The organism is Gluconacetobacter tumulisoli (genome assembly GCF_014174155.1).
GTDB classification, from domain to species: Bacteria; Pseudomonadota; Alphaproteobacteria; order Acetobacterales; family Acetobacteraceae; genus Gluconacetobacter; species Gluconacetobacter tumulisoli.
The window spans coordinates 128,711-149,933 of sequence record NZ_JABEQM010000006.1 but is presented as its reverse complement, the minus strand read 5'-3'; the positions used below and the strand labels follow the sequence as shown (position 1 = coordinate 149,933).

The 21,223-nt window shown below is 68.1% G+C and carries 17 protein-coding genes; 13 read left to right on the top strand and 4 right to left on the bottom strand.

Annotated elements, in window-relative coordinates:
* The 13 genes from xdhA to uraH all read left to right on the top strand — a co-directional run bounded on the left by xdhA (position 1) and on the right by uraH (position 14,894).
* Entirely contained in the window at positions 1-1,476 is a 1,476-nt protein-coding gene (gene xdhA, locus HLH28_RS09265) for a xanthine dehydrogenase small subunit (protein ID WP_182958039.1), read from the top strand.
* Complete coding sequence (xdhB, locus tag HLH28_RS09260) at positions 1,469-3,874, top strand: xanthine dehydrogenase molybdopterin binding subunit (protein WP_456305442.1); 2,406 nt, start codon at positions 1,469-1,471, stop codon at positions 3,872-3,874. The genes xdhA and xdhB overlap by 8 nt, the downstream gene beginning before the upstream one ends.
* A gap of 11 nt (positions 3,875-3,885) precedes the next feature.
* On the top strand, positions 3,886-4,719 hold the full coding sequence (xdhC, locus tag HLH28_RS09255; protein WP_182958037.1) for a xanthine dehydrogenase accessory protein XdhC: 834 nt from the start codon (positions 3,886-3,888) through the stop codon (positions 4,717-4,719).
* Positions 4,713-5,657, top strand: coding sequence for a LysR family transcriptional regulator (locus tag HLH28_RS09250; protein WP_338029695.1), 945 nt, complete (start codon positions 4,713-4,715; stop codon positions 5,655-5,657). The genes xdhC and HLH28_RS09250 overlap by 7 nt, the downstream gene beginning before the upstream one ends.
* A gap of 271 nt (positions 5,658-5,928) precedes the next feature.
* Positions 5,929-7,383, top strand: a complete 1,455-nt coding sequence (locus HLH28_RS09245) for a SidA/IucD/PvdA family monooxygenase (protein ID WP_182958035.1) — start codon at positions 5,929-5,931, stop codon at positions 7,381-7,383.
* A 54-nt stretch (positions 7,384-7,437) separates the two neighbouring features.
* Positions 7,438-7,629: a DUF4089 domain-containing protein gene (locus HLH28_RS09240; RefSeq protein WP_182958033.1), complete on the top strand. Its 192-nt coding sequence runs from the start codon at positions 7,438-7,440 to the stop codon at positions 7,627-7,629.
* A gap of 11 nt (positions 7,630-7,640) precedes the next feature.
* Entirely contained in the window at positions 7,641-8,996 is a 1,356-nt protein-coding gene (locus tag HLH28_RS09235) for an AtzE family amidohydrolase (protein ID WP_182958031.1), read from the top strand.
* A 5-nt stretch (positions 8,997-9,001) separates the two neighbouring features.
* Complete coding sequence (locus tag HLH28_RS09230; RefSeq protein ID WP_182958028.1) at positions 9,002-10,594, top strand: gamma-glutamyltransferase family protein; 1,593 nt, start codon at positions 9,002-9,004, stop codon at positions 10,592-10,594.
* Positions 10,588-11,841, top strand: a complete 1,254-nt coding sequence (locus tag HLH28_RS09225; RefSeq protein ID WP_182958025.1) for an allantoate amidohydrolase — start codon at positions 10,588-10,590, stop codon at positions 11,839-11,841. The genes HLH28_RS09230 and HLH28_RS09225 overlap by 7 nt, the downstream gene beginning before the upstream one ends.
* 8 nt (positions 11,842-11,849) lie before the next feature.
* Entirely contained in the window at positions 11,850-13,082 is a 1,233-nt protein-coding gene (locus tag HLH28_RS09220) for a pyridoxal-phosphate-dependent aminotransferase family protein (protein ID WP_182958022.1), read from the top strand.
* The gene (gene puuE / locus HLH28_RS09215) at positions 13,082-13,999 is read left to right on the top strand and encodes an allantoinase PuuE (protein WP_182958019.1); all 918 of its coding nucleotides are present in this window, start codon (positions 13,082-13,084) and stop codon (positions 13,997-13,999) included. The genes HLH28_RS09220 and puuE overlap by 1 nt, the downstream gene beginning before the upstream one ends.
* 20 nt (positions 14,000-14,019) lie before the next feature.
* Positions 14,020-14,544: a 2-oxo-4-hydroxy-4-carboxy-5-ureidoimidazoline decarboxylase gene (gene uraD, locus HLH28_RS09210; protein ID WP_182958016.1), complete on the top strand. Its 525-nt coding sequence runs from the start codon at positions 14,020-14,022 to the stop codon at positions 14,542-14,544.
* The gene (gene uraH, locus HLH28_RS09205; RefSeq protein WP_182958013.1) at positions 14,541-14,894 is read left to right on the top strand and encodes a hydroxyisourate hydrolase; all 354 of its coding nucleotides are present in this window, start codon (positions 14,541-14,543) and stop codon (positions 14,892-14,894) included. Before uraD ends, uraH begins: the two co-directional genes overlap by 4 nt.
* Positions 14,895-14,986: 92 nt before the next feature.
* On the opposite strand, the gene HLH28_RS09200 is transcribed toward uraH, so the two are convergent.
* The 4 genes from HLH28_RS09200 to HLH28_RS09185 form a co-directional block, all read right to left on the bottom strand.
* The gene (locus tag HLH28_RS09200; RefSeq protein WP_182958009.1) at positions 14,987-16,018 is read right to left on the bottom strand and encodes an isocitrate/isopropylmalate dehydrogenase family protein; all 1,032 of its coding nucleotides are present in this window, start codon (positions 16,016-16,018) and stop codon (positions 14,987-14,989) included.
* A gap of 175 nt (positions 16,019-16,193) precedes the next feature.
* Positions 16,194-17,972: an aminopeptidase P family protein gene (locus HLH28_RS09195; protein ID WP_182958006.1), complete on the bottom strand. Its 1,779-nt coding sequence runs from the start codon at positions 17,970-17,972 to the stop codon at positions 16,194-16,196.
* A gap of 76 nt (positions 17,973-18,048) precedes the next feature.
* The gene (locus HLH28_RS09190; RefSeq protein ID WP_182958004.1) at positions 18,049-18,957 is read right to left on the bottom strand and encodes a 50S ribosomal protein L11 methyltransferase; all 909 of its coding nucleotides are present in this window, start codon (positions 18,955-18,957) and stop codon (positions 18,049-18,051) included.
* Positions 18,954-21,179, bottom strand: a complete 2,226-nt coding sequence (locus HLH28_RS09185) for a UvrD-helicase domain-containing protein (protein WP_182958001.1) — start codon at positions 21,177-21,179, stop codon at positions 18,954-18,956. The genes HLH28_RS09190 and HLH28_RS09185 overlap by 4 nt, the downstream gene beginning before the upstream one ends.
* Between the last annotated feature and the right edge of the window lie 44 nt (positions 21,180-21,223).

Genomic DNA, 21,223 nt, shown 5'->3' with positions numbered 1-21,223 from the left:
ATGCGAAACCGTATCCAATTCTATATGGGCGACACGCTCCATACCTTGTCCGGCTTTTCACCGACGCTGACGGTGCTGGACTGGCTGCGGGAGCATTGCGGCCGGACGGGGACGAAGGAAGGCTGCAATGAGGGCGATTGCGGCGCCTGCACGGTGCTGGTCGTGCGGCTGGAGGGCGAACGGCTGGCATGGCGGGCGGTGAATGCCTGCATCCAGTTCGTAGCGATGCTGGATGGCGCGCAACTGTTCACGGTGGAAGACCTGCGCGCGGCGGACGGCACGCTGCATCCGGTGCAGCAGGCGATGGTCGATCTGCACGGATCGCAATGCGGGTTCTGCACGCCGGGCTTCGTCATGTCGATGGTGGCCTACCGCAAGGCGCCCGGGGCGACGGCCGAGGATGGGTCGATCGACGACGCGCTGGCGGGCAATCTGTGCCGCTGCACGGGCTATGCCCCGATCGTCCGCGCAATGAAGCAGGCCATGATGGCCGGTCCGGACCGGTTCGACGCGCGCGCGCAGAACATCGCCGACCGCCTGTCGGCCCTGCGCGATGGCCGGACGGTCGAGATCGCGGGACCGGCGGGGCGGCTGACCATCCCGGCGGATGCGGAGGCGCTGGCGGCCGTCCTGCTGGCCGATCCGGACGCGACGATCGTGGCGGGGGCCACCGATGTCGGGCTCTGGGTGACCAAGGGGCTGCGCGCCCTGCCGCATGTGGTGTCGATCGGCCGCGTGCCCGACCTGCGGACGCTTGAACGCACGCCGGATGGCCTGCGGATCGGCGCCGCCGTGACGTACGAGGACGCCCGCGCCGCCCTCGCCGAGCTGCTGCCCGACGCCGGGGAGGTCGTGCGGCGCATCGGCTCGACGCAGGTGCGCAATGCCGGGACGGTATGCGGCAACATCGCCAACGGTTCGCCGATCGGCGATGGGCCGCCGGTGTTCATCGCGGCGGGGGCGACGCTGCATCTGCGGCGCGGCGGCGACCGGCGATCCCTGCCGCTGGAGGCGTATTTCATCGCCTATGGCAGGCAGGACCGCCAGCCGGGCGAATTCGTCGAGGCGGTGACCCTCCCACGCCCGGCGGCCGGCACGCTGTTCCGAGCCTACAAGATCTCGAAACGCTTCGACCAGGATATCTCGGCGGTGCTGGGGGCGTTCGCCCTGACGCTGGATGCGGACGGCATCGTCACCGCCGCGCGGATCGCCTTCGGCGGCATGGCCGCCACCCCGAAGCGCGCATACGCGACCGAGGCCGCCCTGGTCGGACGGGCGTGGGACGCCATGGCGCTGGAGGCCGCGCGCACGGCCATCGCCACCGATTTCGCGCCGATTTCCGACATGCGGGCCAGTGACTGGTATCGCCGGACGGTGGCGGCGAACCTGCTGAGCCGGCTGTTCGCCGAAACGGTGCCCGATGGCCCGCGCCCCGAAACCCGGCTGGCCGGTCGGATGGAGGCCGCCCATGTCTGACCCGACGGTCGCCGACACGCACATGGACCGCACGGTTGCCCGCGATGCCTCCGGGGGCCGGGGCGCCGGGCTGGGGACGACCCCGGACGCCGTCGTCGCCGGCGGGGCGTCGCGCAGCCTGCGGCACGAAAGTGCCGCGATGCATGTGTCAGGCACCGCGACCTATATCGACGACATGCCCGAGCCCAAGGGGCTGCTGCATGTCGTGCCGGGATTGAGCACCAGGGCCCATGCGCGGATCGTCGCGATGGACCTGGAGGCGGTGCGTGCGGCGCCGGGCGTGATCCGGGTGCTGGTGGCGGCGGACATTCCCGGCCACAACCAGGTCAGCCCGGTGGGCAGGAACGACGAGCCCCTGCTGGCGACCGACCTGGTGTCGTTCCACGGCCAGCCGATCTTCGCCGTGGTGGCTGAAACCCGCGGGCAGGCCCGGCGCGCGGCGCGGCTGGCGCGGATCGAATATGAGGACCTGCCGGCGGTGCTGGACATCGCCCAGGCCCGTGCCGCCGGCGGCGCGCTGGTCTGGCGGCCGCTGACCATGCAGCGCGGCGATGCCGAAGCCGGGCTGGCGGCAGCCCCCCGCCGCCTGTCGGGCCGCATCGTCATGGGGGGCCAGGAGCATTTCTACCTGGAAGGGCAGGCGGCGCTGGCCCAGCCGGGCGAGGAGGGCGAAATGCGGGTCTGGTCGTCCACCCAGCATCCGACCGAGACCCAGCACATGGTCGCCCATGTGCTGGACCGGCCGAGCAATCTGGTGACGACGGAAATCCGCCGCATGGGCGGCGGGTTCGGCGGCAAGGAGACCCAGGCCAACGCCCCGGCCTGCCTGGCGGCGCTGGCGGCCGAACTGACCGGACGCGCGGCCAAGATCCGGCTGGACCGCGACGACGACATCATGATGACCGGCAAGCGGCATGATTTCGTGGTCGATTACGATGTCGGCTTCGACGACGACGGCCATATCCTGGCGGTGGACATGGTGCTGGCGGCCCGCTGCGGCTGGTCGGCCGACCTGTCCGGACCGGTGACGGACCGCGCGCTGTTCCATGCCGACAACGCCTATTACTACCCCGACGTGCGCCTGCGCTCCGAACCGCTGAAGACCAATACCCAGTCGAACACCGCCTATCGCGGCTTCGGCGGCCCGCAGGGCATCGTGGCGGCGGAACGGGTGATCGAGGAAATCGCCTTCGCCACCGGGCTGGACCCGCTGGATGTCCGGCTGCGCAACGTCTACGGCATCGGGACGCGCGACCTGACGCCGTATCACATGACGGTCGAGGATTCGATCGCCGCCCCGATCATGGCCGAACTGGCCCGGCGCTGCGACTACCGCGCACGGCGGGCCGCCATCCGCGCGGCCAACGGCGCCAGCCCGCATATCCGGCGCGGCATTGCCCTGACGCCGGTGAAATTCGGCATTTCTTTCACCGCCACCCATTACAACCAGGCCGGCGCGCTGGTGCATGTCTATACCGACGGGTCGGTGCAGGTGAATCACGGCGGCACCGAGATGGGCCAGGGCCTGCACACCAAGATGGTGCAGATCGCCATGCGCGAATTCGGCCTTTCGGCCGAGCGGGTGCGGATCACCGCGACGACGACCGGCAAGGTGCCGAACACCTCGGCCACGGCGGCCTCATCCGGCGCGGACCTGAACGGCATGGCCGTGCTGGACGCGGTGCGCAAGATCAAGGACCGGCTGGTCGCCTTTGCGGCCGGACAGTGGGGCGTGGCGGCGGACGAGGTGCGCTTCCTGCCGGACGGCGTGCATGTCGGCGCGACCGTCGTGCCGTTCGCCGAACTGACGAAGGCCGCCTATTTCGCCCGGGTGTCGATGTCGTCCAGCGGGTTCTACAAGACGCCCAAGATTTCGTGGAACGCCGAGACCGGGCGGGGGCGGCCGTTCTTCTACTTCGCCTATGGCGCCGCCTGCGCCGAGGTCGCGGTGGACCTGCTGACCGGCGAGATGCGGATCGAGCGCGTCGATATCCTGCACGACGCCGGACAATCGCTGAACCCGGTGATCGACATCGGCCAGGTCGAGGGCGCGTTCGTGCAGGGGGCGGGCTGGCTGACGACCGAGGAACTGGTGTGGGACGAGGCCGGCCGCCTGCGCACCCACGCGCCCAGCACCTACAAGATCCCGGCCTGTTCCGACCGGCCGCGCATCTTCAACGTGCATCTGCTGGACCATGCGCCCAATCAGGAGGAGACGATCTTCCGGTCGAAAGCAGTGGGCGAACCGCCCTTCGTTCATGGCGTCGCGGTGCTGCATGCCATCTCCGACGCCCTGGCCAGCCTGGATGACTATCGCACCTGTCCGCGCCTGGACGCCCCGGCGACGCCCGAGGCCATCCTGCGTGCGGCCATGCGGCTGCGCGGCGGGACGGCCTGACCGGACGTGCCATGGACGAAATCATATCCGCCATACGCCGCCGGCTGGCCGATGGTCAGCCGGCGGCGTACGTGCGCATCCTGTCCGCGCGGGGGTCCACCCCGCGCGAGGAAGGAGCATTCATGCTGGTGACACCAAGCGCGCAGGCCGGGACCATCGGCGGCGGCCGGCTGGAATGGGACTGCGTGGCCGAGGCCCGCGCGCTGCTGGCCGCCGATGGGCCGGCCGTGGAGTGTGAGATCGCCCTGGGACCGGAGATCGGGCAATGCTGCGGCGGTGCGGTGCGCGTACGCATCGAACGCGCTACCCCCGCGTTGCTCGATATCGTGGCGCATGAGGTCGCGGCCGTGCGTGCCGCCTGGCCGCCGCTGCTGCTGTTCGGGGCCGGGCATGTCGGGCGGGCGCTGGCGCGCGCCCTGGCGCCGCTGCCGTTGCGCCTGGTCTGGATCGACCCGCGCGCCGGAGAGTTCGGCACCATTCCCGATGGGGTCGAGGCCCGGATCAGTGATGATTGGGAAAGCGCGATCGCCGCCGCCCCGCCCGGCGCGGGGGTGCTGGTGCTGACCCCCAGCCACGCCCTGGATGCTCTGATCGTGGCTGCGGCGCTGGAGCGGGGCGATTTTCGCTATGTCGGGCTGATCGGCTCGAAGACCAAACGTCGACGCTTCGAAGCCGGCTTCCGGGCCCTGGGCCTTGCCGAGGATCGTATCGCCACCCTGGTCTGTCCTGTCGGCGATCGCGGCGTCCGCGACAAGCGGCCCGAAATCATCGCCACACTGGTCGCGGCCGAGATCGTGGAGACCCTGTTGCAGGATCGCCCGGTTGGGGATGGGCGCACGTGCTGAAGGTGGACAGGACGGCGCGGATGATGCGGCTGCATGCGCGCTGCATCCTCTATTTCAATGCGGTGCAGGAAAACGGATCGATCCGCGAGGCCGCGCGGCAATTGAACGTTACCCCATCGGCGCTGACCCGTCAGATCGCGCAGATGGAAGACGAAATCGGGTCGCCGCTGTTCGACCGCCTGCCGGGCGGAATGAAGCTGACCGCAGTGGGTGAAATCGTTGCCCGCCATATCGTCACGATCATGCAGGACGCGGCCCGCACCGACGACCAGATCGCAGCCCTGGCTGGGCTGCGAGGCGGGCGCATCAGCCTGATGGCCGTCGAAGGCGTCGCTGGCGACCTGCTGTCGCGCCTGCTGTCGCGCATGGCCCGGACCTATCCGGGGGTCGCCTTATGGGCGGAAACCGGATCGCCCGATGCCATCATCGCGGCGCTCAGCGGCGGTACGACCGACCTGGGAATCGCATTTTCCCTCGAACCACCGGACGAATTGCGGCAGGTCGCCGTTGCCCATTTCCCGGTCGGCGTCGTCATGCGCCCCGATCATCCGCTGGCGACGCGCCGTGCCGTGCGGGTGGAAGAGTGCGTGGCCTACAAGCTGATCCTGCCTTCCGACTCCCTCTCGCTTCACCGGGTCATGGACCCGATGCTGCGTCCCTGGCGCGACCGGCTGGACGTGGTGCTGGAAACGGGATCAATCGAACTGACCAACCGAATGGTGGCGGCGGACGTCGGCCTGGCTTTCCAGTCCCGGCTAGCGCTGGAATTCGACATCGAACGCGGCACGCTGGTGCATGTTCCGCTGGATGACGCACGGGCGACCACGGATCTGGGCGCCTATGTGCGCGACGCGCGATGGCTGCCCCCGGCGCTGGACATGCTGATCGCCGAGGTACGCGACGCCTTGCACGAGTTGGAAACCATCGCCCGGCGTTGACGGCCCGGCCGATATTTATGTTGTCGATTCCGCAACGGATTGGTCATTTTATTATACTGGACGAAACACTCCATCATCCGGATAGTTTCGACGTCAGGATGGTGCGAGTGGGAAAGCCGGTCCGTGCCGGGGGGCGCGGATCGGCCATCCAATCAGGGGATCGCTTTTCTTGGGCGAAGACCTGAGCGCATAAAAATATTTGAAAACCAGTTTCTTGAAGAACCTTCTTGATAAGGTGATTCAAGACCCAGAGGCGACAGGAGGCGTGGCAATGGCCGCCGACAGCGAAATTCTTTCGGTGGACGGGGGGCTCGCGGCGCTGAATGTCGCGGTCCGGCGCGATCTCGACATCATCAACTATCCGCGCCATGCGTGGACGCCCCGGTTGTTCCGTGATGGCGCGCCCGTGCTGGATGTTGCGATCATCGGTGCCGGACAGGGGGGGCTGGCAACGGCGTTCGCCCTGCAGCGCGGCAATATCACGAACATCCGCATCTTCGACCGCGCCCAGCGCGGGGGCGAGGGGCCGTGGATCACCTTCGCCCGGATGATCACGCTCCGTACCCCGAAATATGTCACCGGACCGGACCTTGGCATTCCGGGCCTGACGCCGCGTGCGTGGTATGAAGCGCGATACGGCGCGCAGGCGTGGCAGGCATTGGACAAGATTCCCCGCGGCGACTGGCAGGCCTATCTGGACTGGTATCGCGCGGTGCTGGAACTGCCGGTCGAGAATGACCGGTCGTTCCAGCAGGTCGATTGGGACGATGGCCTGCTGCGCCTGACATTCCGGGATTCGGCGGGCCGGGAATATCGCCAATGGGCGCGAAAGCTGGTGCTGGCCACCGGTATCGACGGGGGCGGGGCGTGGCATGTCCCCGATTTCATCCGCGATGCGCTGCCGCGCGATCGCTATGCCCATACGTCCGACCCGATCGATTTCACCGCCTTGAAGGGCAAGCGCATCGGTGTCCTGGGGGCGGGGGCGTCGGCTTTCGACAACGCCGCAACCGCACTGGAGGCCGGTGCGGCCTCGGTCGCGCTATGCCTGCGCCGCCGGGTGATCCCGTCGGTGAACCCGTATCGATGGATGGAAAATACCGGATTCCTGGCGCATTTCCCGTCTCTGCCCGACATCCTGCGCTGGCGGTTCATGCGTCATATCTACGATCTGAACCAGCCTCCGCCGCAGGATACGTTCTGGCGCTGCCGCCGGCATCCGACCTTCTCCTTCCACACCAGCTGCGGCTGGGACGCCGCGCGGATGGAGGACGGGGATATCGTGGTGGGGACACCGGACGGCGAGAAGCGGTTCGATTTCGTCATCATCGGCACCGGATTCGCCACCGATCTGGGGCGCAGGCAGGAAACGGCGTCTTTTGCCGGTTCGGTGGCCCTGTGGCGGGATCGCTTTACCCCGCCCGAGGGCGAGGACAGCGCGCTGCTGGCGGCGCATCCCTATCTGGGCGACAGCTACCAGTTCCTGCCGCGCGACGCCGCCGATCCGCTGGCGCCGATGCTGGCGCATATCCATAATTTTACCTTCGGCGCCACACCCAGCATGGGCCTGTCCGGCGCGTCCATCAGCGGCATGCGCTTCGGCGTGGAACGCCTGGCACGTGGGCTGGGACGCGACCTGTTCGTTGCCGACGGCGCGTATCACCTGGACAGCCTGCTGAATTACACGACACCGGAACTGGTCAGCCTCGATCCTCCGGATGCATGATCCGTTCGGTGCGCCGCCGGGACGGCGCGCGCCGAACGGAATGAGGATATTTCCATGAGCGAAACTCACGACGATCCGGATCGGGCGTTCGTCAGGGCCCTGGCGCGGGATATCGGATTGACGATCCCCGAGCCCTGCCTGCCCGGCGTAATGGTCAATCGGGACCTGCTGCGGCAGTACGCCGACCTCGTCAACGGCTTTGCGTTGCCGGACACGTGCGAACCCGCGTTCGACTATCAGCCGTGAGTGATCCCGACATGACGGAAATGCCCAGCGCCACGCGGCTCGCGACCGATATTCGTGCCGGCCGCCTGACCGCCGTATCCGCGGTGACCGCCGCCATCGCCGATATCGAAGCACGCGACACCCGGATCAACAGCGTGACCCGGATCTTCGGCCCCGGTGCCGTTGCCGAGGCCGAGAAGATCGACCGGCGGATCGCCGCCGGCGATGACCCCGGCCCACTGGCCGGCGTACCGTTCGGGGTCAAGGATCTGTTCGATGTCGCGGGCGAGGTCACCACGGCGGGATCGGTCGTCCTTCGCGAATCCCGTCCGGCAACACAGGATGCCACGGTGGTCGCGCGCCTGCGCGCGGCGGGGGCCATTCCGGTCGCCAGCCTGAACATGGACGAATTCGCCTACGGCTTCGCCACCGACAACGCCCATCACGGCATCACCCGCAACCCGCACGATCCGGCCCGGCTGGCGGGCGGCTCGTCCGGCGGATCGGCGGCGGCGGTGGCGGCCGGCCTGCTGCCGTTCACGCTGGGATCGGACACCAACGGATCGATCCGCGTGCCCGCGTCGCTCTGCGGCGTCTGGGGGCTGAAGCCCACCTTCGGCACCGTTCCGCGCCATGGCGCCTATCCGTTCGCCGCCAGCCTGGATGTCGTGGGGCCGTTCGCAGGGACGCTGGAAGACCTGCAAATGGTCTACGAGACGATGTACGGCGCGGACATGCCGGACCTGCCGTCCGTGAGCACGCTGCGGGTCGGGCGGCTGGGTGGCTGGTTCGCCGACAATGTGTCCGAACCGCTGGCACGCGCGATCGACGCGGTCTCGACACATCTGGGGGGGGCCGAAACCGTGGTGCTGCCCGAGGCCGCGCGGGCACGGGCGGCCTCGTTCCTGATTACCGCCGCCGAAGGGGGCAACCTGCATCTGCCGCACCTGCGCCGCCATGCGCAGCAATACGACCCGGCGACGCGCGACCGCCTGATGGCGGGCGCCCTGCAACCGGCCGCGACCGTCATTCAGGCACATCGGTTCCGGTCCTGGTTCCGCGCGCAGGTCCATGCCGTGTTCCGCAATGCCGATGTGCTGGTCGCCCCCGCGACTGTCGGCGAGGCGCCACGCATCGACCAGCCGACCATCATGGTGGATGGACAGAGCGTGTCGGCACGCGCGAATCTGGGCCTGTATACGCAACCGCTCAGCCTTGCCGGCGTCCCGATCCTCAGCGTGCCGCTGGCGATTTCCGGGGGCTTGCCGCTGGGCCTCCAGCTGGTCGCGGCCCCGGGACGCGAGGCCGCCCTGTTCGCGGTCGCGGCCGAACTGGAACGTGCGGGCCTGGCCGGCCGGGTTCCCCTGCCGATGGCGAAGGGACGATAGCATCCATGCTGCACACACCCCGTTCCCTGCGCGGGATGGTGACGTCCCCGCATCACCTGGCCAGCCAGGCCGGACTGGACGTGCTGAAGGACGGCGGTACCGCGATCGAGGCGGCCGTGGCCACGGCCGCCGCCCTTGCGGTCGTCTATCCGCACATGACGGGCATCGGGGGGGATGGGTTCTGGCTCGTGCTCTGGCCGGACGGCCGCACCGCAAGCATCGACGCCTGCGGTGCGGCGGCGGCCCGCGCCGATTTGTCCTTCTACCAGGGGACAGGTGTGTCCACGATTCCATGGCGCGGCCCGCTGGCGGCGAATACGGTCGCGGGCACCGTATCGGGCTGGGACCTCGCCTTGTCATGGAGCCACGCGATGCAGCCCGGCCTGGGCCTGCATCGCCTGCTGCGCGACGCGATCTATTATGCCGAGCAAGGCGTCCCGATGACGGAAGGCGGGGCCGAGATCACGCGGGCCAAGATCGGCGAATTGGGCAACATCCCCGGTTTCCGCGAGGTGTTCCTGCCGGACGGACAGGTACCGAACGCTGGATATATCCTTCATAATCAGTCTCTTGCACAAAGTTTTCGACGCCTGGCCACCGATGGCCTGGATTCGTTCTATCGCGGGGCGCTGGCCCGTGACATGGTGGCGGACCTGCGGGCGCTGGGCAGCCCGCTGGACCTGGCCGACCTGAATGCCCATCGCGCCCTGTCCCGTCCTCCTTTGCATGTGGATATCGACGGCGCGCGCCTGTTCAACATGGCGCCACCGACGCAGGGCGTGGCATCGCTGATGATCCTGGCACTGTTCGATCGCCTGCGCGCCGGGCAGCTCGACGGGTTCGATCATGTCCACGGCCTGGTCGAGGCGACGAAGCAGGCGTTCCGCTATCGCGACGCCCATGTCGGCGATCCGGCCTTCATGACGGTCGGGGCGCAGGATGTCCTCGATGACGCGGCGGGTCTCGACAGCATGGCGCTGGCCATCGACCCGGCGGTCGCGGCCCCATGGCCGCACCCGTCGCAGGCGGGCGACACTGTCTGGCTGGGGGCGGTCGATGCCGACGGCGTCGCGGTCAGCATGATCCAGAGCGTTTATTTCGAATACGGATCCGGCGTCGTCCTGCCGCGTACGGGCGTGATGTGGCAGAATCGCGGCTCCAGCTTCCGGCTGGCGACGGACGGATGGAATGCCCTGCGTCCGGGACGCAAGCCGTTCCATACCCTCAACCCCGCCGCGGCGCGGTTCGCGGACGGGCGGACCATGGTCTACGGTACCATGGGGGGTGAAGGGCAACCCCAGACCCAGGCGGCGGTGTTCAGCCGTTACGCGCGCTATGGCGTGCCGCTGCAGCAGGCGGTGACGGCCCCGCGCTGGCTGCTGGGCCGTACGTGGGGCGAGGACAGCGTGACCCTGAAATACGAGGACCGCTTCGATCCGGACATGATTGCACAGATGGCAGCGGCGGGACATGTGCTGGAACGTATGCCGCCCTTTACGTCCGTCATGGGTCATGCCGGCGCGCTGGTGCAGCATCCCTCGGGCCTGATCGAGGGGGCGACGGACCCGCGCAGCGACGGGGCGGTCGCGGCATGGTGACGTCGCCGTCAGGCGCGCGCGCGGTCGCGCGGTGCGATGAACTGGGCACCGTCCCCTATTCGGACGTGGCGGGAATGCTGTTCCGGCCATATCTGGGCGGGGGTCATGGCGCGACGCTGGACCGGTTGGCGACCTGGATGGAAGCCGCCGGAATGCTGGCGCGGATCGATGCGGCGGGCAACCTGGTCGGCCGGTATGAAGGGCTGGTCGCGGATGCGCCGGCGCTGCTGATCGGGTCGCATGTCGACAGCGTGCGCGATGGCGGACGGTATGACGGCATGCTGGGAGTGATCCTGGGGATCGAGGCGGTCGCGTGGTTCGCCGAACGCGGCCGGCGTTTTCCCTTCGCGATCGAGGTGATCGGCTTCGGCGACGAGGAGGGTTCACGCTTTCCCGTCTCGATGCTGACGACCCGCGCCGTCGCGGGCACCCTGGGCGGGCAGGATCTTGACCTGCGCGATGGCGAAGGAACCACGCTGGCCGAGGCCCTGGCGTCCTTCGGGCTGGATGTGGCGCAACTGGACGGCGCCGCCCGCCGGCGGGACGACATCCTGGCCTATGTCGAGGCCCATATCGAGCAGGGCCCCGTTCTGGAGGCCGAGAATCGCGCGCTGGGCGTCGTCAGCGCCATCGCCGCGCAATACCGCTTGCGCGCCGTGGTGGGCGGGGTCGCCGGCCATGCCGGAACGATGGCGATGCATCTGCGCCGCGACGCGCTGGCGGCGGCGGCCGAGATGGTGCTGGCGATCGAGACGATCGGCGGCGGCGGCCCAGACGATCTGGTGGCGACCGTCGGCCGGCTGGAAGCCCATCCCGGCGTGCCGAACGTGGTGCCGGGCGAGGTGGCCTTCAGCATCGACATCCGCGCCGGCACCGACGTGGCGCGCGACTGCGCGGCCGGGGCGGTGCGTCGGGCGCTGGACGAGATCGCCGCGCGCCGGCGGGTATCGCTGGACCTGGCCCTGCAGCAGGATTTGCCGGCGACGCCCTGCGATGCCGGCCTGACGGCGCTGATGGGGCAGGCGGCGTGCGCGGCCACGGGGGAGGACGCGCCCCGGGTGCTGGTCAGCGGCGCGGGGCACGACGCCATGGTGATTGCCCGGCTGGCGCCGATGTCCATGCTGTTCATCCGCTGCGCGGGCGGCATCAGCCACAACCCGGCCGAGTCGGTGCGGGAGGCGGACGTCGAACTGGCCCTGCGGACCATGACGGACTTTATCGCGCGTTACGAAAGACAAGGATCATGAACGGGGCCATGCCACAGGATTTCTTCGGCCAGATCGACCCGCCGCAGCGGCTGCTGATGGGGCCGGGCCCGGTGAACGCGCATCCCCGCGTGCTGCGGGCGATGGCCGCGGACATGCTGGGCCAGTTCGACCCGGAAATGACCAGCTACATGAACCAGACGATGGCGCTGTATCGCTGCGTGTTCATGACGGAAAACCACTGGACGTTCCTGATCGACGGCACGGCGCGGGCGGGGATCGAGGCCGCGCTGGTCTCGCTGGTCGAACCGGGGGCGCGGCTGCTGATCGTCCGGGCCGGACGGTTCGGCCTGCTATTGTCGGAAATCGCGCAGCGGATCGGGGCGGACATCCGCGCCATCGACATCCCGTGGGGCGAGGTCGCGACACCCACGCAGATCGAGGCCGCGATCGTCGCGCACCGGCCACAGGTCTTCGCCTGTATCCACGGCGACACCTCGACCACCATGGCGCAGCCGCTGGACGGCGTGGGCGAGATCTGCCGACGGCATGGCGTGCTGTCCTATGTAGACGCGACCGCCACCCTGGGCGGCATGGCGGTGGCGACCGATGCCTGGGGCGTGGACGTCGTCACCGGGGGCTTGCAGAAATGCATGGGTGGGCCGCCGGGATCGGCGCCGATCACGATCTCGGACCGGGCGGCGGCCCACATCATGGCGCGAAAGCATGTCGAGGCCGGGATCCGCGGCGACGATAGCGAAGATGGCGGACGGGCGCGGATCGGGTCGAACTATTTCGACCTGGCGATGATCATGGAATATTGGTCGGACAGGCGGCTGAACCACCATACCGAAGCGACCAGCATGCTGTACGGCGCGCGCGAGGCCGCACGGATCATGCTGGCGGAAGGGCTGGAGACGCGTTTCGCCCGGCATCGCGCGGCAGGCCGGGCGATGGTGGCGGGCCTGCGGGCGATGGGCCTTACGGTCTACGGGCAGGACGCCTACCGCATGACCAACGTCACCGGCGTTTATATTCCCGACGGCGTGGACGGCGAGCGGGTGCGGGCGCGGATGCGCGCGGATTTCGAGATCGAGATCGGCACCGCCTTCGGGCCGCTGGCGGGTCAGATCTGGCGCATCGGCGCCATGGGCTACAACGCCATGAAGCACAAGGTGCTGCTCACCCTCGGCGCGCTGGAGGCCGTGCTGCGCCAGGAAGGATATGCCCTGACCTCCGGCGCCGCCGTCGATGCCGCGCGTGCCACGTACGAGGCCCTGTGATGGAAAAGGCCACGACCGACGCCTATCCGCGCGACATGGTCGGCTATGCCGGGCGGCCGCCGGATCCGCGCTGGCCCGGCGGGGCACGCATCGCCGTCCAGTTCGTCATCAATTACGAGGAAGGGGCCGAGAATTCGGTCCTGCACGGCGACAAGGGATCCGAGGCCTTCCTGTCAGAGATGGTGGGGGCGCAATCGATCCCCGGCGCGCGGGCCATCGCGATGGAAAGCCTCTACGAATATGGGGCCCGCGCCGGATTCTGGCGTCTGCACCGGCTGTTCACGGAACGGTCCGTGCCCGTCACGATCTTCGGCGTCGCCGCCGCGATGGCGCACAATCCTGTCGCGGTGTCGGCGATGCGGGATGCGGGATGGGAAATCGCGACCCACGGCCTGCGCTGGATCGACTATCAGCACGTGCCGGAGGAAGTGGAACGCGAGCATATCCGCCAGTGCATCGCCCTGCATGCCGAACTGACCGGGTCGCGCCCGCTAGGCTGGTACCAGGGACGTACCAGCCCGAACACCGCCCGCCTGGTCGCCGAGGAAGGCGGGTTTGCCTACGACGCTGATTCCTATGCCGACGATCTGCCCTATTACGACCGCCGGTACGGGCGGACGCAGTTGATCGTACCCTATACCCTGGATGCGAACGACATGCGCTTCGTCGCGCTGAACGGCTTTACCGAGGGCGAACAGTTCTTCCGCTACCTGCGCGACACGTTCGACGTGCTGTACGAAGAAGGCGCCACGTCGCCCAAGATGATGTCCGTCGGCCTGCATTGCCGCGTTGCCGGCCGGCCGGGGCGGGCACGGGCGGTTGCCCGTTTCCTGGACCATGTCCTGGCCCGGGACGACGTGTGGATCGCCACCCGCCTGGACATCGCGCGTCACTGGCTGAAGGTGCATCCCGCATGAGCCCCCGGACGACTGACATCATGGATCGGGTCAATAGCCTGGACGCCGAACGATTCGTGGCCCTGTTCGGGCCATTGTTCGAGCATTCGCCCTGGGTGGCGGAACGCGCCGCCCCCTTGCGGCCCTTTGCCGGGCCGCAGGGGATGCTGGCGACGATGAAGGCGGTGCTGGATCGCGCGACCGGGGCCGAGAAACTGGCACTGGTGCGCGCGCATCCCGAACTGGCGCGCCGGGCCGGGCTGGATCCGACATTGACGCAGGCTTCGGCCGCCGAGCAGGCGTCGGCCGGGCTGGACCGGTTGAGCACGCAGGAATATGCCCGATTCAACCAGCTGAACGACGCCTATGCCGCGCGGTTCGCCATGCCGTTCGTGATCTGCGTGCGCCTGTCGGACAAGGCGTTCATCCTGTCGGAAATGGAACGCCGCGTCGCCCATACGCCGGACGAGGAGCTGGACACCGCGCTCGTCGAGATCGGCAAGATCGCCGGCCTGCGGCTGGCGGACCGTCTGGCGGCACTGGAGCGGGAAGGAAAAGAGGCATGATCACTCTGTCCAGCCACGTCCTGGACCTGGTGTCCGGCCGGCCCGCGGCCGGCATGGATATCGCGTTGTGGCAGGGGGAGTCCTGCCTGTTCAGCGGCCGCACGAACGCGGACGGTCGCTGTCCGGACCTGGCAACGCTGGGCGGGCTGGCGCCGGGCCGCTATCGGCTGGAATTTTCGGTGGCGGCCTATTTCCGGGGACAGGGCGTCGCCCAGAGCGACCCGCCCTTCCTGGATATCGTGCCGATCACCTTCGGGGTCGCGATGCCGGGCGCGGACGGGAAGGGCGGACACTACCATGTGCCGCTGCTGGTCTCGCCCTATGGGTTTTCGACCTACCGGGGAAGCTGAACCGGTCCTGAAACTGCAAAACGCGCGACTGGACCAGGATCCAGTCGCGCGTTTCAGGATCCGGATCTGCCGGCCGAGGCCGGCAGGAGAGATCAGACCAGCTTCTGCTTCAGCGCCGCCGTCAGTTCCCGCGTCCCGGCGGTGCCGCCCAGGTCGCGCGTCCGGACTTCGCCGCTGGTGATGACGGATTTGATCGCGCCGTCGATACGGGCGGCAAGGTCCTGGCGGCCCACATGCTGCAGCATCATGTTCGCGGCCATCAGCAGGGCGAGCGGGTTGGCCAGGTTCTTGCCGGCGATATCCGGGGCGGAACCGTGGACCGCCTCGAACACTGCCGCCTTCTCGCCGATATTGGCGCCCGGCGCCATGCCCAGGCCGCCGACCAGGCCGGCCGTCAGGTCGGACAGGATGTCGCCGAACAGGTTGGTGGTGACGATCACGTCGAACTGCCACGGATCGATGACCAACTGCATGGCGCAGGCATCGACGATGCGCTCGTTCACCTCGACGCGGCCTTCATATTCCTTCGCGACCTTGCGGCCTTCTTCCAGGAACAGGCCGGTCAGCAGCTTCAGGATGTTGGCCTTGTGGACCAGCGTCACCTTCTTGCGGTTGTTCTTGACCGCGTAATCGAAGGCGAAGCGGACGATGCGGTTGCATTCGGCCCGCGAGTTGTAGCCGGCGCCGGTGGCGATGCCGTGCGGGTCGTCGCCGACGGGGATGTAGCTTTCCATCGCCGCGTAATACCCCTCGAGGTTTTCACGGACGATGACGAGGTCGATATTCTCGAAGCGGCCGCCCGGTACGATCGTGTGGGTCGGGCGAAGATTGGCGTAGAGGCCGAACTCCTGCCGCAATGTGACGTTGATCGACTTGAAGCCGCCGCCGACCGGCGTGGTCAGCGGCCCCTTGAGCGCGAGGCCGGTGCGATGGATGCTTTCGATCGTCTGCGCAGGCAGCGGATTGCCCGTGGCATCGACGGCCGCCATGCCGGCAAGCTGGCGGTCCCAGTCGAACGGGGCGCCGATCGCGTCCAGGATTTCGATGACGGATTCGACGATCTCGGGGCCAATCCCGTCGCCGGGAATCAGGGTGGCCGGGATGTTTTTTTCTGCAGCGGACATTGTGGAACGTCTCCCTCTGTGCAGGGTCTTTGACAGGGTGCGCGCCGGCGTCGGACTACCTGGTCGCGAGGCAGAGCAGCCGTGTCGGAACCCGTATGGTCCTAGGCCCGTGGCCGGCATGTGACAATTCCACAGCCCCCCGGCAGACGGGCTTTCGCGGTCACAATATCCGGCGCTATTCCCCCACCAGTGGGGCACAGGCTGCCCGCAGCCACGCCTGACCGGCACTGTCCAGATGCGGCGCAACCTCTTCACAAACCCGTGCATGATAGGCATCGAGCCACGACCGCTCGTCCTCGGTCAGAAGCGTGACGTCGACCAGCCGGCGGTCGAACGGCGCCAGGGTCAGGGTTTCGAATTCCAGGAAAGGCCGGTCCGGGCTGCCCACGGATGCGGGGCGCACCAGCAGCAGGTTTTCCAGCCGGATGCCGAATGCCCCGGGACGGTAGTAGCCGGGTTCGTCCGACAGGATCATCCCGGCCTCGATCGCCACCGGCCGGTACACCGCTGCGATCGAACATGGCCCTTCATGAACCGACAGATAGCTGCCGATGCCGTGGCCGGTCCCGTGATCGTAGTCCAGACCCGCCTGCCACAGGGCCTGGCGGGCCAGCGCGTCGATGGCATGCCCCGTGGTCCCCGTGGGGAAGCGGGCCCGCGCCAGCGCGATATGCCCCTTCAGCACGCGGGTGAACGGCCCGCGCACCTGATCTGGACCTGTATCCGGACCGGTCCAGATCGTGCGCGTGACATCGGTCGTGCCGAACGGATACTGGCCGCCGCTATCGATCAGGTAGACTTCGTCCGCGCCGATCCTGCGATTGCTGTCCGGCGTGACGCGATAATGGATGACCGCCCCGTTGGGACCGGCGCCAGAAATGGCGGGAAAGCTTTCCTCGCGATAATCGGGGCTGGCGGCACGAAAGGAATCCAGCCTGCCGGCGGCCTCCAGTTCGCCCTGGCCCACGCCCGCATCGTCAAGCCAGTGCAGGAAACGGCAGAGCGCCACGCCATCCTGCATATGGGCGCGCCGCGCGCCGTCCTGTTCGACGTCGTTCTTGACGGCCTTGGGCACCACGCACGGGTCGCCGCCCCGTACCACCGTGGCGCCCGCCGCCTGGACCGTCTGGATGAACCAGACCGCGGTGCCGACGGGATCGATCCGCACTCGCTGGCCGGCCAGTGCCGCCAGCGCCGCCTCCAGCCCTTCCGGAGCGGCGATGGCGACCTGCGGTCCCAGCCACGCACGGGTGTCGTCCGGCACGCGCGCCGCGTCGATGAACAGGTCAAGCCGCGCATCGGCATGCAGGATGGCAAAGGCGAGGCAGACCGGAATGTAGGGGATGTCGCCGCCCCGGATGTTCAGCAGCCAGGCGATGGAGGTCGGATCGCCGAGAATGACCGCGTCCTGACCCTCGGCCTTCAGGATGTCGGCGATCCGGGCCCGCTTCGCCGCGCTGTCGATCCCGGCATAGGCCAGCGGGTGGGGAAGGCAGGGCGTGGCTGGGGCGGCGGGGCGGTCGGTCCAGACCTGGTCCACCGGGTTGGCGGCCAGCGGGACCAGGGTCAGGCCGGCATCCAGGAAGGGTTGAAGCCCCGCCTCGCCGACCAGCCTGGGATCGTAGCCGATGCGCTTGCCCACACCGCCATTGGTCGCCAGCCAGCGGGACGGTGGCGTATCGCGGATATGCAGACGGGACCACAGCGCCCCGTCGACCTGCTGGTCCATCTGCGTGATATACCGTCCATCGGAAAACACGGCGGACGGCCCGTCCCGCTGGACAACGGCCATGCCCGCGCTGCCGGTGAAGCCGGTCAGCCACGCCAGCCGTTCGGCACAGGGCGCGACATATTCGCCCAGATGCTCGTCGCCGCGCGGCAGGATGAAACCATCGACCTCCATCTGATTCAACGCCGCGCGCAGGGCCGCCAGACGGGATGCAGATTCGGTCATGTCATTGTCCTTTATCGTTCAAAGACAGAATTTTATCGGTCGATATTCGCAAGTCAGATTAAATATCCGAACAGCTTTATGCAGGGCTGGACGCCTTGCGCAGGACCAGCGTCGTCCAGTCGCCCTCGTTCAGGCGGCGTTCCAGGACCAGGCCCTGCCGCCGGTGGGCAGCCAGGACCATTCCGGCCTGGCTGTTCAGCAACCCGGCCAGGATGGCCGTCCCGCCGGGTGCCAGGTGCAAGGCCAGATCCTGCGCCATCAGGCATAGCGGGCGGGCCAGGATGTTGGCGAACACCAGGTCGAACGGCGCGCGGCGGGATAGCCCAGGCGTCCGCCAGCCATTGCCCAGGCGGGCGTCGATCAGGGGACCCAGCCCGTTCAGTTCCGCGTTTCGCGCCGTGGTGCGGACGGACCAGGGTTCGATATCGATCGCCAGGACCGGGCGATGCAGCAGGGCGGCCGCCGCCATGGCCAGGATGCCCGAACCGCAGCCCATGTCCAGGATCCGACGCGGACGGCGATGGGCGACCGTTTCCAGCGCGCGAAGGCAACCGCGGGTCGACCCGTGTTCCCCGGACCCGAAGGCGACGCCCGCGTCCAGCGTGATGGTGATGCGGCGTGATGAGACCGACCGATCCAGATGCGTGCCGCGTACCGCGAAACGCTGTCCGACCGTTTGTTCGGGAAAGGATTCGTAGGTGCGGGCCAGCCAGCCCTCGGCCTCGGTCCGGGTCCGGTCCAGCGTGGCTCCATGACCGGTCACGGCGGCGGCAAGAGCGAGGGCGCCGGTCAGTTCGACCTCGCCATAACCGGCGTCCCGAACGCCTTCCACCCGCCAGAAGAGCTGGCTGTCATCCATTTCGAAGATGCCGATCGTCGTGCAGACAACGGCCAGGGCGTCCTCGTAGGCCTCGACGGCCTCGGCCGGCACGGTGACGGAAATGGTTTCCAGTTCCGTCGCATGCCGACGGGTCAGTCTTGTCATGATGTTTTCTCAATAAAAGTATCGAGGACGCGTTTCAGGCCGGCTTTCTCGAAGGCGACCTCCAGCCGGTTTCCATCCTTGGAGGAGACCGTTCCGTATCCGAATTTCTGGTGGAACACCCGGGTTCCGACGGCGATGCCCCGTTCCGGGGTGGTGGCGCCGCCATCCGCCACATCCGTCACGCGGGGTCGTCGCGCCATGACGGGGAAGGCGGAGGCAAAGACCGGGACGTGCCCATGCCCCCGCTGGCGGGCCTGCGCCGCGGCGCCTGTCAGGGTGACATGTTCGGATGGCAGTTCGTCGATGAACCGGCTGGGAATCGCCGATTGCCAGTTGCCGTAGATCCGGCGGTTGGCGGCATGGCTGATGATGGCGCGGTGCCGGGCGCGGGTAATGCCGACATAGGCCAGGCGCCGTTCTTCCTCCAGCCCCTTCAGCCCGCCCTCGTCCAGGGTGCGCTGGGACGGGAAGACGCCTTCCTCCCATCCTGGCAGGAAGACAGTGTCGAATTCCAGGCCCTTCGCCCCGTGCAGGGTCATGATGCTGGCGCGCTCGGCACCGGCATTCTCCTCGTTCTCCATGACCAGGGCGACATGTTCCAGGAAGCCGGCCAGGCTTTCGAAATCGGCCAGCGCGCGGACCAGTTCCTTCAGATTGTCCAGCCGTCCGGGGGCCTCGGGCGAGGTATCGGCCTTCCACATGTCGATGTAGCCGCTTTCCTCCAGCAGGGTTTCGACCACCACGACCTGGCCTTCGCGCGGCAGCGCGTCGCGTCCCCGGGCGAGGCATGACATCAGGGCGGTCATCTGTTCGCGGGCGCGTCCCTTCAGTTCACCGCGCGCGATCATGTCCATGACCGCTGCGGCCAGGGGCATCTGGCGTTCCCGCGCGGCCAGGTGGAATTTCTGCATCGCGGCGGCGCCGATGCCGCGCCGGGGCACGTTGATGATCCGCTCGAACGCCAGATCATCCGCTGGCTGGTTCAGCACCCGCATATAGGCCAGCGCGTCGCGGATTTCGGCACGTTCGTAAAAGCGCAATCCACCCACCACCCGGTAGGGGATGCCCAGCGTGATCAGCCGTTCCTCGAACGCCCGGGTCTGGAAACCGGCGCGCACCAGGATCGCGATTTCCGACAGGGAATGGCCGCCGGCGCGCGCGCGCTCGATTTCCTCGCCAACCATGCGGGCCTCGTCGTCCGAATCCCAGACCGAGACGACCCGGACCTTCTCGCCCGTCGCGTCGTCGCGTCCCGGACGCAGCGTCTTGCCCAGGCGCCCGTCGTTATGGGCGATCAGTCCGGAGGCAGCGCCCAGGATCTGCACGGTCGAACGATAGTTGCGTTCCAGCCGCACGACGGCGGCGCCGGGAAAATCGCGTTCGAAGCGCAGGATGTTCTCGACCTCCGCCCCGCGCCAGGAATAGATCGACTGGTCGTCGTCGCCCACGCAGCAGATATTTGCGGGCTGACCTTCGCGCTGGGCCAGCAGGCGCAGCCACAGATACTGGATGGTGTTCGTGTCCTGGTACTCGTCTACCAGGATATAGCGGAAGAACCGGTGATATTGCGAGAGCACGTCCGGACGGGTGCGCATGATCTCGGTCATATGCAGCATCAGGTCGCCGAAATCGCAGGCGTTGAGCTGCGCCAGCCGGGTCTGGTAGTCGGTGTAGATCGCGCGGCACTTTCCGCCGGCGAAATCGCTGTCCTCGGCCGGGGTCACCCGCGCGGGCGTCAGGCCGCGATCCTTCCAGCGCTGGATCACGCCCAGGATGCCCTGGGGCGGCCAGCGTTTTGTGTCGATGCGGTAGGGCTCCATGACCTGCTTCAGCAGGCGAAGCTGGTCGTCGGTATCCAGGATGGTGAATCCGCTGGTCAGGCCGACATATTCCGCGTGCCGGCGCAGCATCCGCGCGCACAGGGCGTGGAACGTCCCCAGCCACAGCCCTTCGACCGGCGTGCCCAGCAGGGCGCCGACACGCTCGCGCATTTCGCGCGCGGCCTTGTTGGTGAAGGTGACGGCCAGGATCTGGTTCGGCCGCGCCCGGCCGGACAGCAGGATATGGGCGAATCGCGTCGTCAGAACGCGCGTCTTGCCGGTCCCGGCGCCGGCAAGGACCAGCAACGGGCCATCCGTCGTCTCGATCGCCGTCCGCTGTTCGGGATTCAGCCGCTGGAGGTAATCGGGACCATCGGAAAAGGGGGAAGGGGTCTGGGTCACGATTTCCGTATAGGGCGTCCCGGGGCTATGACCAAGCACGTGGG

Excerpts from the sequence above, each read along its gene's own strand:
- HLH28_RS09220 (WP_182958022.1), top strand. The coding sequence starts at position 11,850 with ATGCCACAGGATTTCTTCGGCCAGATCGACCCGCCGCAGCGGCTGCTG.
- HLH28_RS09230 (WP_182958028.1), top strand. The coding sequence starts at position 9,002 with ATGCTGCACACACCCCGTTCCCTGCGCGGGATGGTGACGTCCCCGCAT.
- xdhA (WP_182958039.1), top strand. The coding sequence starts at position 1 with ATGCGAAACCGTATCCAATTCTATATGGGCGACACGCTCCATACCTTG.
- uraH (WP_182958013.1), top strand. The coding sequence starts at position 14,541 with ATGATCACTCTGTCCAGCCACGTCCTGGACCTGGTGTCCGGCCGGCCC.
- HLH28_RS09245 (WP_182958035.1), top strand. The coding sequence starts at position 5,929 with ATGGCCGCCGACAGCGAAATTCTTTCGGTGGACGGGGGGCTCGCGGCG.
- uraD (WP_182958016.1), top strand. The coding sequence starts at position 14,020 with ATGGATCGGGTCAATAGCCTGGACGCCGAACGATTCGTGGCCCTGTTC.
- HLH28_RS09240 (WP_182958033.1), top strand. The coding sequence starts at position 7,438 with ATGAGCGAAACTCACGACGATCCGGATCGGGCGTTCGTCAGGGCCCTG.
- xdhC (WP_182958037.1), top strand. The coding sequence starts at position 3,886 with ATGGACGAAATCATATCCGCCATACGCCGCCGGCTGGCCGATGGTCAG.
- HLH28_RS09195 (WP_182958006.1), bottom strand. The coding sequence starts at position 17,972 with ATGACCGAATCTGCATCCCGTCTGGCGGCCCTGCGCGCGGCGTTGAAT.
- xdhB (WP_456305442.1), top strand. The coding sequence starts at position 1,469 with ATGTCTGACCCGACGGTCGCCGACACGCACATGGACCGCACGGTTGCC.
- HLH28_RS09200 (WP_182958009.1), bottom strand. The coding sequence starts at position 16,018 with ATGTCCGCTGCAGAAAAAAACATCCCGGCCACCCTGATTCCCGGCGAC.
- HLH28_RS09235 (WP_182958031.1), top strand. The coding sequence starts at position 7,641 with ATGACGGAAATGCCCAGCGCCACGCGGCTCGCGACCGATATTCGTGCC.
- HLH28_RS09225 (WP_182958025.1), top strand. The coding sequence starts at position 10,588 with ATGGTGACGTCGCCGTCAGGCGCGCGCGCGGTCGCGCGGTGCGATGAA.
- puuE (WP_182958019.1), top strand. The coding sequence starts at position 13,082 with ATGGAAAAGGCCACGACCGACGCCTATCCGCGCGACATGGTCGGCTAT.
- HLH28_RS09190 (WP_182958004.1), bottom strand. The coding sequence starts at position 18,957 with ATGACAAGACTGACCCGTCGGCATGCGACGGAACTGGAAACCATTTCC.